16 protein-coding genes are annotated in these 14,444 nt (G+C 62.6%); 9 read left to right on the top strand and 7 right to left on the bottom strand.

The annotated features are described in order from the left end of the window. Positions 1–65 precede the first annotated feature (65 nt). Positions 66–2,054, top strand: coding sequence for an acetyl/propionyl/methylcrotonyl-CoA carboxylase subunit alpha (locus tag NKJ91_RS02680; protein WP_352454351.1), 1,989 nt, complete (start codon positions 66–68; stop codon positions 2,052–2,054). A gap of 98 nt (positions 2,055–2,152) precedes the next feature. Here the strand turns inward: NKJ91_RS02680 and NKJ91_RS02675 are convergent, their stop codons facing one another. Both NKJ91_RS02675 and NKJ91_RS02670 read right to left on the bottom strand, forming a co-directional pair. Next, positions 2,153–3,274 carry an ABC transporter substrate-binding protein gene (locus NKJ91_RS02675; RefSeq protein ID WP_352454350.1) on the bottom strand — a complete coding sequence of 374 codons (1,122 nt, stop codon included), beginning with the start codon at positions 3,272–3,274 and terminating at the stop codon, positions 2,153–2,155. A 388-nt stretch (positions 3,275–3,662) separates the two neighbouring features. Continuing rightward, positions 3,663–3,929: an SEL1-like repeat protein gene (locus NKJ91_RS02670; protein ID WP_010915070.1), complete on the bottom strand. Its 267-nt coding sequence runs from the start codon at positions 3,927–3,929 to the stop codon at positions 3,663–3,665. 459 nt (positions 3,930–4,388) lie between these two features. Here NKJ91_RS02670 and NKJ91_RS02665 point away from each other — a divergent pair, with 459 nt between their 5' ends. From NKJ91_RS02665 to NKJ91_RS02645, 5 genes are all read left to right on the top strand, one after another. Continuing rightward, entirely contained in the window at positions 4,389–4,733 is a 345-nt protein-coding gene (locus tag NKJ91_RS02665) for a DUF2147 domain-containing protein (protein WP_023677801.1), read from the top strand. Between the two features lie 210 nt (positions 4,734–4,943). Next, complete coding sequence (locus NKJ91_RS02660) at positions 4,944–5,096, top strand: hypothetical protein (protein ID WP_023718367.1); 153 nt, start codon at positions 4,944–4,946, stop codon at positions 5,094–5,096. A gap of 42 nt (positions 5,097–5,138) precedes the next feature. After that, positions 5,139–5,333, top strand: coding sequence for a hypothetical protein (locus NKJ91_RS02655; RefSeq protein WP_352454349.1), 195 nt, complete (start codon positions 5,139–5,141; stop codon positions 5,331–5,333). Positions 5,334–5,413: 80 nt separating this feature from the next. Further along, on the top strand, positions 5,414–6,916 hold the full coding sequence (locus NKJ91_RS02650) for an AMP nucleosidase (protein WP_352454348.1): 1,503 nt from the start codon (positions 5,414–5,416) through the stop codon (positions 6,914–6,916). An 80-nt stretch (positions 6,917–6,996) separates the two neighbouring features. Beyond that, complete coding sequence (locus NKJ91_RS02645; protein ID WP_352454347.1) at positions 6,997–8,034, top strand: endonuclease/exonuclease/phosphatase family protein; 1,038 nt, start codon at positions 6,997–6,999, stop codon at positions 8,032–8,034. Positions 8,035–8,064: 30 nt separating this feature from the next. On the opposite strand, the gene NKJ91_RS02640 is transcribed toward NKJ91_RS02645, so the two are convergent. From NKJ91_RS02640 to NKJ91_RS02630, 3 genes are all read right to left on the bottom strand, one after another. Further along, positions 8,065–8,661 carry a DUF922 domain-containing protein gene (locus NKJ91_RS02640; protein ID WP_352454346.1) on the bottom strand — a complete coding sequence of 199 codons (597 nt, stop codon included), beginning with the start codon at positions 8,659–8,661 and terminating at the stop codon, positions 8,065–8,067. Between the two features lie 111 nt (positions 8,662–8,772). Beyond that, positions 8,773–10,452 carry an electron transfer flavoprotein-ubiquinone oxidoreductase gene (locus NKJ91_RS02635; protein WP_023677807.1) on the bottom strand — a complete coding sequence of 560 codons (1,680 nt, stop codon included), beginning with the start codon at positions 10,450–10,452 and terminating at the stop codon, positions 8,773–8,775. A gap of 106 nt (positions 10,453–10,558) precedes the next feature. Then, the gene (locus NKJ91_RS02630) at positions 10,559–10,741 is read right to left on the bottom strand and encodes a hypothetical protein (RefSeq protein WP_198023574.1); all 183 of its coding nucleotides are present in this window, start codon (positions 10,739–10,741) and stop codon (positions 10,559–10,561) included. Between NKJ91_RS02630 and NKJ91_RS02625 the strand changes: the two genes are divergently transcribed. From NKJ91_RS02625 to NKJ91_RS02615, 3 genes are all read left to right on the top strand, one after another. Continuing rightward, positions 10,692–11,336: a hypothetical protein gene (locus tag NKJ91_RS02625; RefSeq protein ID WP_352454345.1), complete on the top strand. Its 645-nt coding sequence runs from the start codon at positions 10,692–10,694 to the stop codon at positions 11,334–11,336. The two genes, NKJ91_RS02630 and NKJ91_RS02625, sit on opposite strands and share 50 nt — an antisense overlap. A 37-nt stretch (positions 11,337–11,373) precedes the next feature. Continuing rightward, positions 11,374–12,255 (top strand): uracil-DNA glycosylase, encoded by an 882-nt coding sequence (locus tag NKJ91_RS02620; protein WP_352454344.1) that lies wholly within the window; start codon positions 11,374–11,376, stop codon positions 12,253–12,255. A 105-nt stretch (positions 12,256–12,360) separates the two neighbouring features. Beyond that, the gene (locus tag NKJ91_RS02615) at positions 12,361–13,176 is read left to right on the top strand and encodes a helix-turn-helix domain-containing protein (RefSeq protein ID WP_352454343.1); all 816 of its coding nucleotides are present in this window, start codon (positions 12,361–12,363) and stop codon (positions 13,174–13,176) included. Here the strand turns inward: NKJ91_RS02615 and NKJ91_RS02610 are convergent, their stop codons facing one another. Both NKJ91_RS02610 and NKJ91_RS02605 read right to left on the bottom strand, forming a co-directional pair. Continuing rightward, complete coding sequence (locus NKJ91_RS02610; RefSeq protein ID WP_502903548.1) at positions 13,177–14,154, bottom strand: DMT family transporter; 978 nt, start codon at positions 14,152–14,154, stop codon at positions 13,177–13,179. Further along, on the bottom strand, positions 14,151–14,375 hold the full coding sequence (locus tag NKJ91_RS02605; RefSeq protein WP_352454432.1) for a hypothetical protein: 225 nt from the start codon (positions 14,373–14,375) through the stop codon (positions 14,151–14,153). Before NKJ91_RS02605 ends, NKJ91_RS02610 begins: the two co-directional genes overlap by 4 nt. Positions 14,376–14,444: the final 69 nt, after the last annotated feature.

Genomic DNA, 14,444 nt, shown 5'->3' with positions numbered 1-14,444 from the left:
GCATTGCCCCAGTTCGCGTGACGAGAATTCGCGCCGTTGGCGGCAGCTCTGCCTGTGGAGGCCCGATGTTCGCCAAGATCCTGATCGCCAACCGTGGCGAGATCGCCTGCCGGGTGATCCGCACGGCACGCAGGATGGGTGTGCGCAGCGTCGCCGTCTATTCCGACGCCGACGATCGCGCCTTGCATGTCGAAATGGCCGACGAAGCGGTGCATATCGGCGGCTCTCCCGCCAACGAAAGCTATCTGCGCGGCGACAAGATCATCGCGGCGGCCTTGGCCACAGGTGCCGAGGCCATCCATCCGGGCTACGGCTTTCTTTCGGAAAACCCTGATTTCGTCGACCAGGTGGTCGCGGCGGGGCTGATCTTCATTGGCCCGTCGGCGGCCTCGATCCGCGCCATGGGACTGAAGGACGCGGCCAAGCGGCTGATGGAAAAGGCCGGCGTGCCTGTCGTTCCGGGCTACCATGGCGAAGCGCAGGAGATCGTGTTGCTCGCCTCCAAGGCGCGCGAGATAGGCTACCCCGTACTGATCAAGGCGCGCGCCGGCGGCGGCGGCAAAGGCATGCGGCGCGTCGAGCATCCCGATGATTTTTCGGAAGCACTGTCGGGCGCGCGGCGCGAGGCGAAAGCCGCGTTCGGTGACGACCGCGTCTTGGTGGAAAAATATGTCGACAAGCCTCGCCACATCGAAGTGCAGGTGTTTGGTGACAATTTCGGCAACGCCGTGCATCTTCACGAACGTGACTGCTCGGCACAGCGCCGCCACCAGAAGGTGATCGAGGAGGCGCCTGCCCCGGGCATGACGCCGGCACTGCGCAAGGCGATGACCGAGGCGGCGGTGAAAGCCGCCAAGGCAATCCACTATTCCGGCGCCGGTACCATCGAGTTCATCGTCGATGCCTCGCAAGGGCTGAAGGCCGACCGTTTCTGGTTCATGGAAATGAACACCCGCCTGCAGGTCGAGCACCCCGTCACCGAAATGGTCACCGGCATCGACCTGGTCGAGTGGCAGTTGCGGGTAGCCTCCGGCGAAAAACTGCCGAAGACGCAGAGCGAGATCGCGCTCTCCGGCCACGCCTTCGAGGCGCGCATCTATGCCGAGGACGCGGCAAGAGGGTTTTTGCCGGCGACCGGCACCTTGCACCATTTGAAATTTCCGCAGCCGGCACCGGAGGGTGCGACCATGCGCATCGAAACCAGTGTGCGCGCCGGCGATGCGATTTCGCCGTTTTACGATCCGATGATCGCCAAGCTGGTCATCCACGGCAAGGACAGACGGGCGGCGCTCACGGCACTTGGCGCAGCGCTGTCGCAGACCGAAATCGCCGGCTCGACGGTCAACACTGGCTTTCTTGCCGCGCTGGCCGCTGATGCGGATTTTGCGGCGGGCGATGTCGATACCGGCTTGATCGCCAGGCATCAGCAGGCGTTGACGGCGGTTCCGCCGCCGAGCGGTGAGACGATTGCCGCCGCGGCACTTGCCGCGTCCGGTGCGCGCGACTTGCCGTCCTCGGACGATCCCTGGTCGTCACTGGCCGGCTATGCGCATTTCCACGCTGTAGCGCGGCGCACCCTGCTGAAGTTTGGCGAGCAGGAGATCGTCACGCGCGTGTCGGTGCGGCCGGACGGACGGTTCGAGGTGGCGCTGGATGCGCCCTATGACAGCGTCAATTCGCATGATCTTCGCGCCGCGCCTCGCCTCGCCCGCTGGCCGGGCCACGTCACGGTCTTCGATGGTGCAATCGGCTACGGTTTTGCCGTGCCGGATCCGCTGGCGCGAGCCGACGAAGCCGCCGCCGCTTCCGGCAGCCTGCGCGCGCCAATGCCCGGCCTGGTCAAATTGGTGCGTGCTGCCAGAGGTGAGTCCGTGATCAAGGGCCAGCCGCTGCTGATCCTGGAGGCGATGAAGATGGAGCACACCATTGCCGCGCCCCATGACGGGGTTATCGCCGAGATTGCTGCCGAAGGCGCGCAGGTAACCGACGGCACCGTGCTGGTTCGCTTTGCCGAGGAACCTCAGTTGACTGCTGTTTCCCTATCCACGAAGTGATCTCGAACGCGTGACAAAGGCGTCGCCAAAAACAACATGGCCGGGTTTGACCCCGGCCATGTTCAATTACAGCAGCGCGTCTTGCCGCGCCGCGGCCATCACGGCTGGATCGGCGCGTATTTGCCGTCGTGCCACTGGTTGATGTCGTAGCTGGCGTTCTTGAGGTCGCCCTTCTCGTCGAAGGTGACTGACCCGACAACCGTGCTGATCGGCTGGCCGTTCTTCAACGCTTCGGCGACTTTTGCCGGATCGTCGCTGCCGGCGCGTTTGATGCCTTCGGCGAAGGCCTGGATCACCGCATAGGAAAACAGCGTGAAGCCCTCCGGCACGAAGCCGCCGGCCTTGATCTTGGCGATGGCTTCCTTGGCTTCGGGCTTCGCCTGCGGATCCGACGGGAAGACGAACATGGTGCCTTCGCCGGCCGGACCGGCAACCTGCCAGAATTCCGGCGAAGCGATCGAGTCCGGCATGATCAACTGGAACTTGAGGTTCTGCTCCGCCGACTGACGCAGGATCAGGCCGGCTTCGGGGTGATAGCCGCCGAAATAGACGACGTCGGCTTTCAGCTCCTTGAGCTTGGTAACAAGAGCGGAATAGTCCTTCTCGCCAGCGTTGATGCCCTCGTAGAGGATTTCATTGAGACCGTTCTGGTTCATCGTTGCCTTCACGGCATCGGCCACGCCCTGCCCATAGGCGCTCTTGTCGTGCAGGATGACGACGTTCTTGCCGGCATATTTCTTGGCGATCCAGGGACCGATGAAAGCGCCCTGCGCATCGTCGCGCGTATAGAGGCGCATGATCGTCGCCCAGCCGGCCTTGGCCGCTGCGTCGGTCAACACCGGGTTCGAGGAAGCCGGACTCATCATCAGCGCACCGGCTTCGGCGTAGACAGCGGAGGCCGGGATGCTGGAGCCTGAGCAGGCGTGGCCATCGATGAACTTGACACCATTGGCGATGATGCGGTTGGCGACCGAAACCGCCTGCTTCGGATCGCACTGGTCATCCTCGATGTCGAGCTTGACCTGGCGGCCGTCGACGCCGCCCGCCGCGTTGATCGCGTCGGCGGCGGCTTGCGCGCCCTGCTTGAACTGATCGCCGATGGTGGCAAGCTGACCGGTCATCGGTCCGACCACCGAAAAGGTGATTTCGTCGGCGAAGGCGACCGGCGCGGTCATCATCAGGCCAAATATGGCGGCGCTCAAAATACTGAATTTCTTCATGGTGACACAACTCCTCCATTCTCGCGCGACCATCCCGGCCGCGCCTCTTCCAGAGTGGCGGGAGAATTTCATCCTTCACCGGGGCTGTCTAGACGCATCGTCGGCACTCGATTGGGCCTGCAACACGCAGTCCCAAAGACAAAGCCGCGCCAGCCTTGTTCCGGCCGGTCGCAGCTTTTCTCATCGAGCTTCCGAGGTATCACCACCGAGACCCGCTCGCCTTCCCTGTTTGTACGGTTTATTGCACAGCTTGCCGCCGTGTTCTTGATCTTGTTGGCTCAGCCGTCTTGCGCGGCCTTGATTTTTCGGGCCCGGCCCTCTGCGCGGCCTTGACCCGAAGCATCCCTGTTGTGAGGTCAGTACCCTTGTGAAGTCGATGCCGGCGAATTCAGTGCATCGTCATCCATTCGCGAGCTTCGCGCAACGCCTTGGCGATCTCGACCTTCGACATGGCGGCAGACAATTCGGAGCGCAGTTCCGCGGCGCGGGCCGAACCCTTGATCGCGGCGATGTTGAACCATTTGTGGGCGGCGACGACATCGGTCTCGCAATCGCGGCCAGTCGCATACATCATGCCCAACTCGAAAAGAATATCGGCCTGGGCAGTTGCCCCCATGGCGCCGAAGCCGGCTTCAAGCATTTCAAAACGTGCCATTTCAAATCCCCTGTTCTGGCTCCCGAGAGCTGTCTTCGTCTGTCCCTCGGTGTCCTTGATTACCGTCGGGGGCGGCCGCTCTTTCGATGCTTTCGAGAATGCCCCGGAGGCTTGAATCCGTCGTTAAATGGCGTGCTTAATTTGAGGAAAACAAAGCTAAAACAAGAGGTAAACGCGAAAATTCGTTAAGGATACAAAGCCAGCAATCGCGCCGGTTTGCACAAGATTTGAAGAAAACTTGCGAGGCGCGGATCAAGACTCCGCTAACCACAGAAGACAAAGACGTGTGCGGCCCGTTTCATTTTTCGCCGGCGCGGCCGATCGGGAGCGGGCAAAAACCCGCAACCCTTCCGTCGCGGCACCGCTTTTGTTTTTCCGGGAGCTGGACTAGCTTACGTTTGCGTAAGGGGCAGACACCCGGGACGGAGCCCGATTGGACTTACCTGAGGGAGGAAAGACATGTTTCGACAAGTGAGCCTGGCCCTCGCGGCCGCAATAATGATGACCGGCGCGGCATGGGCCGATCCGATCGAAGGCAATTGGAAAACGCAAGCCGGATCGACTGCCGCCATTTCGGGTGGCGGCGGGGCATTTTCGATTACGCTCAAATCCGGCAAATTTGCCGGCAAGAACATCGGTTCACTGAAGGTTGCCGGCGACAACAAATATGCCGGCACCATAACCGACCCGGAAACCGACAAGACTTATTCGGGCAAGGCTTCGCTTTCCGGCAGTTCGCTCAAGATGAGCGGCTGCGTGCTCGGCGGGCTGATCTGCAAGAGCCAGACCTGGCACAAGCTCTGATCGTGCCCTTCCTGCCGGGGTGAGCGGGGCCAGTCGGCCCCGTTTTCATGTTATCGGTCTCGCAGCCATGGCGTCGCCATGGGTCGCTGCACTCAAAGCGGACCCTCTCAGAGATCATCAACCATTTTTGAACCCCAGATGAACGCCGGGATCAGAGCCGGTTCACCCTGGGCAAGGCATTGTCATGCGTGTTGAAGGAGACACCGCGCAATGCTTGCCCGCCGCTTCACCATCGTCTGCCTGCTGATGAGCCTGTTCGGCATGTTGTTCGCCGTCCTTGTCGCCGAAGCCGGCCGCCCGGCCCGCGCCTGGGACGTCGCCATTTCCTGCCGGCTCGGTTGCCCGAACCAGCTTCGCCACTGAACCCGACAAAGAGCTGAACCTTTAGAGAAAAGCAAAACGCCAATGAACCGCCTCGCCGCCAACACCCTCAAGACGCTTCGGCTGCTGCCGCGCGCGGCGCTCATCCTGACTGTTCTTTCGGTACCGGTACTGGCGGTGCCGACGATGCGCACCAATGCCGGCTCGACGATCGAGGCGCCTGCGTTGAGGAAGTCAGGCCTCGGCTTTGTGCTGCTGGTTAGCCTGCAGCGCGGTTAGCAGACCGAAAAACGCCGACAGCGCGTATTGAGGCCGCCTTACCCCCTCCCAACCGCGCGTCCAACTCTCTATATTGGGTCATGGAAAAGCGAATCTATCCCCAAGCCATTGAATCGGTGGTCACGCCGGAGCCGTTTGGCCGGCAGAGCTTCAACGACGCCAAGAAGGCCGTCGCGGCCCTACAGGTGCTTTACGACCGCAACACCAAGTTCCTGCGCGATTCATTTGCCGCGCTCGCCGCGGGCGGCGACAACAACAAACGCTACCGGGCTTTCTATCCGGAGATCGGCGTCACCACGAGTTCCTTCACGCAAATCGACTCGCGGCAGGCCTATGGCCACATGCCGACGCCGGGGCATTTCTCAACCACCATCACCCAGCCTGCTCTTTTCGAAAGCTACCTCACCGAACAGCTTCGGCTGATCATGCGCAACCACGGCGTTCCCGTCACGGTTTCGGAATCGACCACTCCCATCCCGCTGCATTTCGCCTTCCTCGAAGGCACCCATGTCGACGGCGCTGCTGCCGAACGCATCAAACGGCCGATCCGTGACCTGTTCGACGTGCCAGATCTCGACGGCACCGACGACCAGATCGCCAACGGCACGTTCGAAGTGGCATTGGGCGAGGCACGGCCGCTGGCGCCGTTCACCGCGCAACGGATCGACTATTCGCTGCACCGGATGTCGCATTATACGGCGACCAGCCCCCAGCATTTCCAGAACTTCGTGCTGTTCACCAACTACCAATTCTATATCGACGAATTCGTCGCCCGTGCACGCGAATTGATGGCCAATGGCGGTGACGGATATGTCGAGTTCGTCGAGCCGGGCAACATCGTGACCAAAGCAGGGGACGGCGCGCCCGGTGAGGGTGCTGCGCCCCCTCGCCTGCCGCAGATGCCGGCCTATCATCTGAAGAAGCCGAATCATGGCGGCATCACCATGGTCAATATCGGCGTTGGCCCTTCCAACGCCAAGACGATCACCGACCATATCGCGGTGCTCCGGCCGCATGCCTGGGTGATGCTCGGCCATTGCGCCGGCCTGCGCAACACGCAGGCGCTCGGGGATTATGTGCTGGCGCATGCCTACGTACGGGAAGACCATGTCCTCGACGACGATCTTCCGGTCTGGGTGCCGATCCCGCCGCTAGCCGAAATCCAGGTGGCGCTGCAGGAAGCGGTCGCCGAGGTCACCGGGCTTTCCGGATATGATCTCAAGCGCATCATGCGCACCGGCACCGTCGCCACTATCGACAACCGCAATTGGGAGCTGCGCGACCAGCGCGGGCCGGTGCAGCGGCTGTCGCAGTCGCGGGCGATCGCTCTCGACATGGAATCGGCGACGATCGCCGCCAACGGCTTCCGCTTCCGGGTGCCCTATGGCACGCTGCTTTGCGTATCCGACAAGCCGCTGCATGGCGAATTGAAGTTGCCGGGCATGGCGACCGAGTTCTACAAGCGGCAAGTAGCGCAGCATCTGACCATCGGCATCAGGGCGATGGAGAAGCTGGCTGAAATGCCGATGGAGCGGCTGCATTCGCGCAAGCTCAGGAGCTTTTCGGAAACTGCCTTCCAGTAAATGCCGAATTGCATGTGTCGGTCCAGGTCAGGACATTTCGTCATCTTGATTGAGCCGCACTTCTGCCGATAGACAAAGCGATGGCACCTGTTCGGGACATGACGGTTGCGCTGGCATTCGTCGCAATGCTTGCACTCTCGGCCGCGCTGGTGGCCGGGTTCTTCGGATCGCTGCATCCGGCCCTCGATTCCTTTGCTCATTTCCGCGTCCATTTTTCGGTGCTGATGGCGCTTTGCGCGCTGCCGCTGCTCGCCACCTCGTTTCGCCTGCAGGCCGCGGCCGCATTGCTGTTTGCGATAGCCTCCTTTGCCACTACGTCGAATGCCTTGCCGCTTTCGCGGCTATGGCAGGTGCAGGCCGGCTACGAAGCCAAACCCGGTGACGAGCCAGTCTACCGCCTGCTGCAGATGAACCTCAGGTTCAACAATCCAACGCCTGAGCAGGTGCTGTCGCTGATCGGCCGGACCCAGCCTGATGTGATCACCCTCGACGAGGTGTCCGAGATGTGGAAGGCAAAGCTTGGGCTGCTATCCGGCGCCTATCCCCACCGGATCCTCTGCCCATATCCCAATGGCGTGTTCGGCGTTGCGCTGCTGTCCAGACGACCGTTTGCCATAGGCACGGAGCCGCACTGCGACAGCCGCGGCGCGATGGCGATCGCCACGGTCGATTTCGGCGGAACCGACGTCGATGTCGCCGCCATCCACCTCACCTGGCCATGGCCGCACAACCAATCACGGCAGATTGGAGGGTTGTCTGACGAAATCGCCTCGCTTGGCGAGACGTCGATCCTGGCAGGCGACTGCAACGCAGCGCCATGGAGCGCCGCCGTCCGGCGCGTCGCATCGCTTGGCAAGCTGACTGTAATGCCGTCGGTCGGGCCGACCTGGCTCTACAGAAGGCTGCCGGATTTCCTGCGCTTCGCCGGACTGCCGATCGACCAGGTTTTCAGCAAGGGCGCCATCGTTATCCGTTCGGCGTCGACCCTTGAGGACACCGGCTCAGACCATCTGCCGGTGCTGGTGGAGTTTTCGCTACGGTCGGATGAACAAAAGCCGCTCGACGAGCACCAGACGGCGACCGCGCTTGCGGCGCTGCCTGGCGGGACGCGAAGCTGAAAATCCGCAGTCCAATCTCGACCTGGCTTATTACTGGCCTACAAAAGCGCGGATGAGGTGCTCGACAGGGCCGCCGTCGCGATGCTCGTGCGCATCGAAGGCGATCTGCTTTGCCTCGTATTCGGCATAGATGGCATTGATCCGGCGCTTTGCCTCGCGACGTGCCTCGAAACAGTGCGGGTCATCACCGACTGTCAGCCCTCGAACCGACTTTTCGGTGGCCCGCATCATCTGTCTGGCGATGCGGCCATGGGTCTCTTCATGGGCGCGGACGCCAGCGAAGAACCGCTTCCAGCGCTTCTGCAGCGCAGGCGACGTGGCTGAGACTAGTTTGGGATAGGTATAGAAGAGATTGAGCGTCCCGTTGGCCTGGCGCAGGCGGCAGACGCCGTTTTCCCGATGGGCGTCGAAGGTCCAATCATCGACGCTGTAGCCGGTCTGCGCGATGGCGTGGGTCATGAAGCCGTGCTTCGGCCCACTGCGATCCATGGCCTCGATCAGGGCCGCGCCGGTGGTTCCGGCAATGCTGTAAGTTCGTGTCTTGACCAGCACCTTAGTGCCGGCCAAGGCTGCAGGGGCGCACAATGCCCCGATCGCCACAACGCTCGTCAGAACTGCCAGGCGCATTTTTCCTTCCTCCCTGTCGCCGCAGAAAGGAAACACAGGCAGGCGGTTTATTCAACAATCCTACGGTTGCGCTGCTCCTCATCTTGTTTAGTCCGGAGCAAACCTTGTGACTTACATGTTCTGGTAGACCGGGCCCTCGCCGCCCTGTGGCGGCACCCAATTTATGTTCTGGTTCGGGTCCTTGATGTCGCAAGTCTTGCAGTGCACGCAGTTCTGCGCGTTGATGACGAAGCGCACATCCTTGGCCGCAGGATCGGCGGCGGCATTGCCATCCTTGTCGACCCATTCGTAGACGCTGGCCGGGCAGTAACGCGTCGAGGGCCCCGCATAGACGTCATGCTCGGAGCGCTTCTGCAGGTCCATGTCGGCGACGAGCAGATGCACCGGCTCGTTCTCCTCGTGGTTGGTGTTGGACAGGAACACCGACGACAGCCGGTCGAAGGTCAGCACCCCGTCCGGCTTCGGGTAGGCGATCTTCTGGTGCGCGGCGGCCGGTTCCAGCGTCGCGTAGTCGGCCCTGCCGTGCTTCATCGTGCCGAAGGGCGAGAAGCCGAACAGCGTGTTCAGCCACATGTCGAGGCCGCCAAGGCCGACGCCGACAATGGTGCCGAAGCGCGACCATAGCGGCTTGACGTTGCGCACTTTCTTCAGGTCCTTGCCGATATCGGTGGCGCGCCAGGTGGCCTCGTAGGAGGCCAGCTCGTCATTGGTGCGGCCGGCGGCTATCGCATCACAGACATGCTCGGCCGCCAGCATTCCGGAGAGCACGGCATTGTGCGAGCCCTTGATGCGCGGCACGTTGACGAAGCCGGCCGCGCAGCCGATCAGCGCACCGCCGGGAAAGGACAGTTTCGGCACCGACTGCCAGCCGCCTTCGGTGATGGCGCGGGCACCGTAGCCCAGCCGCTTGGCACCCTCGAAGGTGCCGCGGATCGCCGGATGGGTCTTGAAGCGCTGGAACTCGTCAAAGGGCGACAGATAGGGGTTCTTGTAGTTCAGGTGAACGACGAAGCCGACTGCCACCTGGTTGTCCTCGAGATGGTAGAGGAAGGAGCCGCCGCCGGTCTTCATATCGAGCGGCCAGCCGAAGGAATGCTGGACAAGGCCGGGCCGGTGGTTTTCCGGTTTGATCTGCCAGAGTTCCTTGAGGCCGATGCCGTATTTTCCGGGCTCACGACCGTCGGAAAGGTGGTGTTTGGCGATCAGTTGCTTAGCCAGCGAGCCGCGCGCGCCCTCGCCGATCAAGACATATTTGCCCATCAGCGCCATGCCCGGCGCAAAGCCCGGGCCGTGCGTGCCGTCCTTCTCGACGCCCATGTCGCCGGTGACGACGCCGGTGACCGCACCGGCCTCGTTGTAGAGCAGGCCGACCGCGGCAAAGCCCGGATAGATCTCGACGCCCAGCGCCTCGGCCTTGGTCGCCAGCCAGCGGCAGACATTGCCGAGCGAGACGATATAGTTGCCGTGATTGTTCATCAGCGGCGGCATCAGGATATTGGGCAGACGGAACGAACCGGCGGGGCCGAGAACCAGGAAATGGTCGTCGGTGACCGGTGTCCTGAAGGGATGACCCTCCTCTTCGCGCCAGCCGGGCAGCAGCCGGTCGATGCCGATCGGATCGACGACGGCGCCGGACAGGATGTGCGCACCGACTTCGCCGCCCTTTTCCAGCACGACGACGGAAAGCTCGGGATTGACCTGCTTGAGACGGATCGCGGCGGCGAGGCCGGCCGGGCCGGCGCCGACGATGACCACGTCGAATTCCATGCTTTCGCGTTCGATATCGCTCATCGATCCCTCACTGGCTCGCTATTCCCGGCATCTTGCTGGCTCACGCGCTGCATAGCGCATCAAATAGCGACGGGAAACCGGCGCGGACGTGACAATACCGATTTCGTCAAAAAGTCGCGTCCTGCCGCACAGATTCGCGGTGACGAGCATCAATCTTCAATCCTATTCCGTTTGCACAGATATGTCGCACTGATGTTTTTAATTGTTCGACGGCTTGCTTATCGGCCATACTTCCCGCCATGCGCATATTCGGGCCGGCTGGCTTTTCATCGACGCGCTTTTTTTTCACGCCCGGCCGGTTTTGCCGTGCGGCGCTCTTGGCGCTTCTGCCACTGACGGCCCTCGATGCCCATGCCGAGCAGCAACTGGTCTGGGCGACCGGCGCCTATTCCTTTTCCGACGAGCGCGGCGGTTTCCGCATCACCGGGGCTTCCGGCATCGGCACGAAGGAGGATCCGCTGGTCATCACCGAAGAGCTGAATTCAGCGACGCCGGTAACGCTGGCCATTCGCACGACAAGGCCGATCCAGCCGTTCGGCAAGGCGGGAGACTTCGCCAATGGTCTGATGTATATGCGCATCGACGTGCTCAACAATAGCGGCCAAGCCTGGGTCGAGTTCCAGTTCGAACTCCAAGAGATCCTCGACCAGCCGAGCGTGTTCGGCGACGGCCTGTCGTTCGACCAGCGCAACAAAACGCCCGAAAATATCTGGTCGAGCAGCTACGCCGATTTCGACCGCAATTTCGAACCGTATGACCGCCTGCTGTTCAAGAACGGCAAGATCGACCCGCTGAAGACCGCCAGCTTCTATTTCCTGATCACCGACTACACGCCGCGCTGGACGTTCTATCTGGTGCAGGATCCGCGCATACCGTCGAGCTGAACTTGCAAATTCAAGCTCCGCGGCCGAATGTGAAACCATGACTGCCGCCCCCCACACTAGCCGAGCCGATCTCGCCGAGCTGCTGGCCTTCTACGCCAGCGCCGGCGTCGACGAGGCACTTGAAGAACAGCCGGTAAACAGGTTTGCAGAAGCCAGGCCGCCGGAGCGGGTGCCTGTGGCTGCCGCTCTGCCGGCCGGTGAAGATGCAGCGCAGCAACGCTCGACGAGCGTGTCGCGTGCCGAAATGGGCGAGAGACCGAATACGGCACCGGCAGTGCGAACGCCCCCGGCCACCGCAACGGTGCCCGACGAGGCGCAGGCGGCGTTGGCGCGGCAACTGGCGAGATCGGCGGCAAGCCTCGACGAGCTTCGCCAGAACATGGCGGCATTCGACGGCTGCAATCTTAAATTCACCGCCAAGAACCTGGTGTTCGCCGACGGCAATCCGACTGCCGCGGTGATGCTGGTCGGCGAAGCACCGGGCCGCGACGAGGACATAGAGGGCTTGCCGTTCGTCGGCCGCTCGGGCCGGCTGCTCGACTGCATGCTGGACGCGATCGGTCTTGACCGGACATCTGCCTACATCGCCAACGTGATTCCCTGGCGGCCGCCGGGCAACCGCACGCCGACGCCGCACGAGACCGAGATCTGCCGGCCGTTCATCGAGCGGCAGATCGAACTGGTCAATCCGAAGGTGCTGGTCAATCTCGGCGGCCCGTCGGCAAAGACCCTGCTCAACACCTCCGAAGGCATATTGCGGCTGCGCGGCAACTGGCGCGTCCACACGACCCCGTCTGGCGTCGCCATTCCCGCCATGCCGACCCTGCATCCGGCCTATTTGTTGAGAACGCCGGCGCACAAGAAGCTGGCGTGGCGGGATTTCCTCGAAGTGAAGGCGAAGTTGCGGGCACTTGGGTAACGGTGCAGAACGCGTCTTCCGTCCTCCCCTTGCGAGGAAGGAAGGGCGGCATCATGACCTAGCAGGTAATTGAAATGCGCCCACTTCCGGCCTAGTCATCTCGTCATGACAGCAGCCCAGATTTCCGCCGGCAGTCTCATTCGCGAATGGCGTACACGCCGGCGCATGAGCCAGCTCGACCTTGCTATGGAGGCCGAGATCTCGCAGCGGCATCTGAGTTTCGTGGAAAGCGGCCGCGCCGCACCCTCGCGTGATATGGTGTTGCATCTGGCAGAGCAGCTCTCGATCCCGCTCAGGCAGCGCAACCAGCTGCTGCTGGCCGCCGGCTTTGCCCCGAGCTTCAGCGAACGACCACTTGACGATGCCTCGATGGCACCGGCGATGGCGGCGGTCGAGACCGTGCTCAAGGCGCACGAGCCGTTCCCGGCGCTTGCCGTGGACCGGCATTGGAACCTGGTGTCGGCGAACGCCGCCATCGGCCCGTTCCTCGCCAATGTCGCCGACGCGTCCCTGCTGAAGCCGCCGGTCAACGTGTTGCGCCTCAGCCTGCATCCCGGCGGCATCGCGCCGCGCATCGTCAACCCTGCGGAATGGCGGACGCATCTTCTGGAGCGGCTGAAGCGGCAGAACGACACTGCCGCCGATCCGGTTCTGGTCGAGCTCGAGCGCGAGCTTCGGGCCTATCCGTCCGGCCCTAAAAGCAGCCGGCCGGCGCCGGTCGAACCGAACGCGATTGTCCATCCGCTCAAGCTTGCCCATGGCGACGCGGTGCTGTCGTTCATCAGCACCATCACCGTGTTCGGCACGCCGCTCGACGTGACGCTGTCGGAGCTGGCGATCGAATCTTTTTTCCCCGCCGACGAGCAGACGCGGGCGGTGCTGATGCGGCTGGCGAAAGAGCGGACCGACGCAGCGGGCTGATCACCCTTCCGGCGCGACGGCCTTGCGGGTGCGGGTGCGTTCGAGACCCAGCTGGCGCTCGCGCCAGATGATGAAAATCCCCGCCGCAACCACGATCATGCCGCCGACCAGCATGTTGATCGTGGCGACGTCGCCAAAGACCAGATAGCCGACGACGACGCCGAGGATCATCGAAGTGTATTCGAAAGGTGCTACGACGGAAGCCTCGGCATGGCGATAGGCCGAGGTCATCAGGATCTGGCCAAGCCCGCCGCAAAAACCTGCGGCAATCAGAAGCCCCGCCTGCGCTGGCGTCAGCGCCTGCCAGCCGAATGGCAGCGAAAGCAGCGCCATGACGCTCGCGGTTACCGAAAACCACAGCACGATGGTCGCCGTCCGCTCGCTCTGGACGAGGTTGCGAACCAGGAGCATGGCGATGGCCGAGATCGCCGCGGCTATGAGGGCGGCGATGACGCCAAGCACCTCCTGATCGCCAAGGGCAGCGCCCGAACTGAGCAGCGTCAGTTCCGGCCACGAGATGATCAGCACCCCGACCAGGCCGACGGCAACCGCACTCCAGCGATAGATGCGGATGGCTTCGCCGAGGAAGATCGAACTGAACACCACGACCAGCAGCGGCTGCGCGTAGTTCAGTGTGATAGCCTCCGGCAGCGGCAGCCGCGTCAGCGCGAAGAAGCCGAGCCCCATGGCACAGACACCGACGACGCCGCGCGCAATGTGGTTGAGCGGGCGCTTTGTCGAAAAGGCGGTTCCGAGTTTTCCCTGGAAGGCGAGGAAGGCGATGATCGGAAAAATGGCAAAGAAGGAGCGGAAGAAGACGATCTGGCCCGCCGGCACGGTGCCTGCCGCCTTGATGCAGGACGACATCCCGACGAAGACCGCCACCGATACGATTTTGAGCAAGATCCCGGTCAGCGTGCTGTGCTCGCCGGCAAGGTAGCCAGCTGCAAGCACTGGCAAATCCGGTCTGGCTGTCACGCCCCTTTTGCTTCCTCGATCGCCGCCCAGATGCACGCCGGCGTTGCCGGAATGTCGATATGCCTGATGCCGTAGGTGCGGTAGAGCGCGTCGGTCACCGCATTGAGCGCGGCAGGCGTCGACCCGATCGTACCCGCCTCCCGCGCGCCCTTGATGAAGGCCATATCCTCGCGACGCAACACAGAGGCGCTCGTTCCGAATTTCGGCGTGACGACGGTCATGGAAGCCTCGCGATGATGCTTGGGAAATGATCGCCTGAAATAGACGTCGCTGCAGTTTTGTCGAGGGAA

This window comes from Mesorhizobium sp. M0040 (genome assembly GCF_040323505.1).
GTDB lineage: Bacteria > Pseudomonadota > Alphaproteobacteria > Rhizobiales > Rhizobiaceae > Mesorhizobium.
The sequence above is the reverse complement of the archived record's forward strand: the minus strand, read 5'-3'. Positions and strand labels throughout refer to the sequence as shown.

What these genes read in the sequence shown, in the direction of transcription:
- NKJ91_RS02680 (WP_352454351.1), top strand. Translation starts at nt 66, where the DNA reads ATGTTCGCCAAGATCCTGATCGCCAACCGTGGCGAGATCGCCTGCCGG.
- NKJ91_RS02675 (WP_352454350.1), bottom strand. Translation starts at nt 3,274, where the DNA reads ATGAAGAAATTCAGTATTTTGAGCGCCGCCATATTTGGCCTGATGATG.
- NKJ91_RS02670 (WP_010915070.1), bottom strand. Translation starts at nt 3,929, where the DNA reads ATGGCACGTTTTGAAATGCTTGAAGCCGGCTTCGGCGCCATGGGGGCA.
- NKJ91_RS02665 (WP_023677801.1), top strand. Translation starts at nt 4,389, where the DNA reads ATGTTTCGACAAGTGAGCCTGGCCCTCGCGGCCGCAATAATGATGACC.
- NKJ91_RS02660 (WP_023718367.1), top strand. Translation starts at nt 4,944, where the DNA reads ATGCTTGCCCGCCGCTTCACCATCGTCTGCCTGCTGATGAGCCTGTTC.
- NKJ91_RS02655 (WP_352454349.1), top strand. Translation starts at nt 5,139, where the DNA reads ATGAACCGCCTCGCCGCCAACACCCTCAAGACGCTTCGGCTGCTGCCG.
- NKJ91_RS02650 (WP_352454348.1), top strand. Translation starts at nt 5,414, where the DNA reads ATGGAAAAGCGAATCTATCCCCAAGCCATTGAATCGGTGGTCACGCCG.
- NKJ91_RS02645 (WP_352454347.1), top strand. Translation starts at nt 6,997, where the DNA reads ATGGCACCTGTTCGGGACATGACGGTTGCGCTGGCATTCGTCGCAATG.
- NKJ91_RS02640 (WP_352454346.1), bottom strand. Translation starts at nt 8,661, where the DNA reads ATGCGCCTGGCAGTTCTGACGAGCGTTGTGGCGATCGGGGCATTGTGC.
- NKJ91_RS02635 (WP_023677807.1), bottom strand. Translation starts at nt 10,452, where the DNA reads ATGAGCGATATCGAACGCGAAAGCATGGAATTCGACGTGGTCATCGTC.
- NKJ91_RS02625 (WP_352454345.1), top strand. Translation starts at nt 10,692, where the DNA reads ATGCGCATATTCGGGCCGGCTGGCTTTTCATCGACGCGCTTTTTTTTC.
- NKJ91_RS02620 (WP_352454344.1), top strand. Translation starts at nt 11,374, where the DNA reads ATGACTGCCGCCCCCCACACTAGCCGAGCCGATCTCGCCGAGCTGCTG.
- NKJ91_RS02615 (WP_352454343.1), top strand. Translation starts at nt 12,361, where the DNA reads ATGACAGCAGCCCAGATTTCCGCCGGCAGTCTCATTCGCGAATGGCGT.
- NKJ91_RS02605 (WP_352454432.1), bottom strand. Translation starts at nt 14,375, where the DNA reads ATGACCGTCGTCACGCCGAAATTCGGAACGAGCGCCTCTGTGTTGCGT.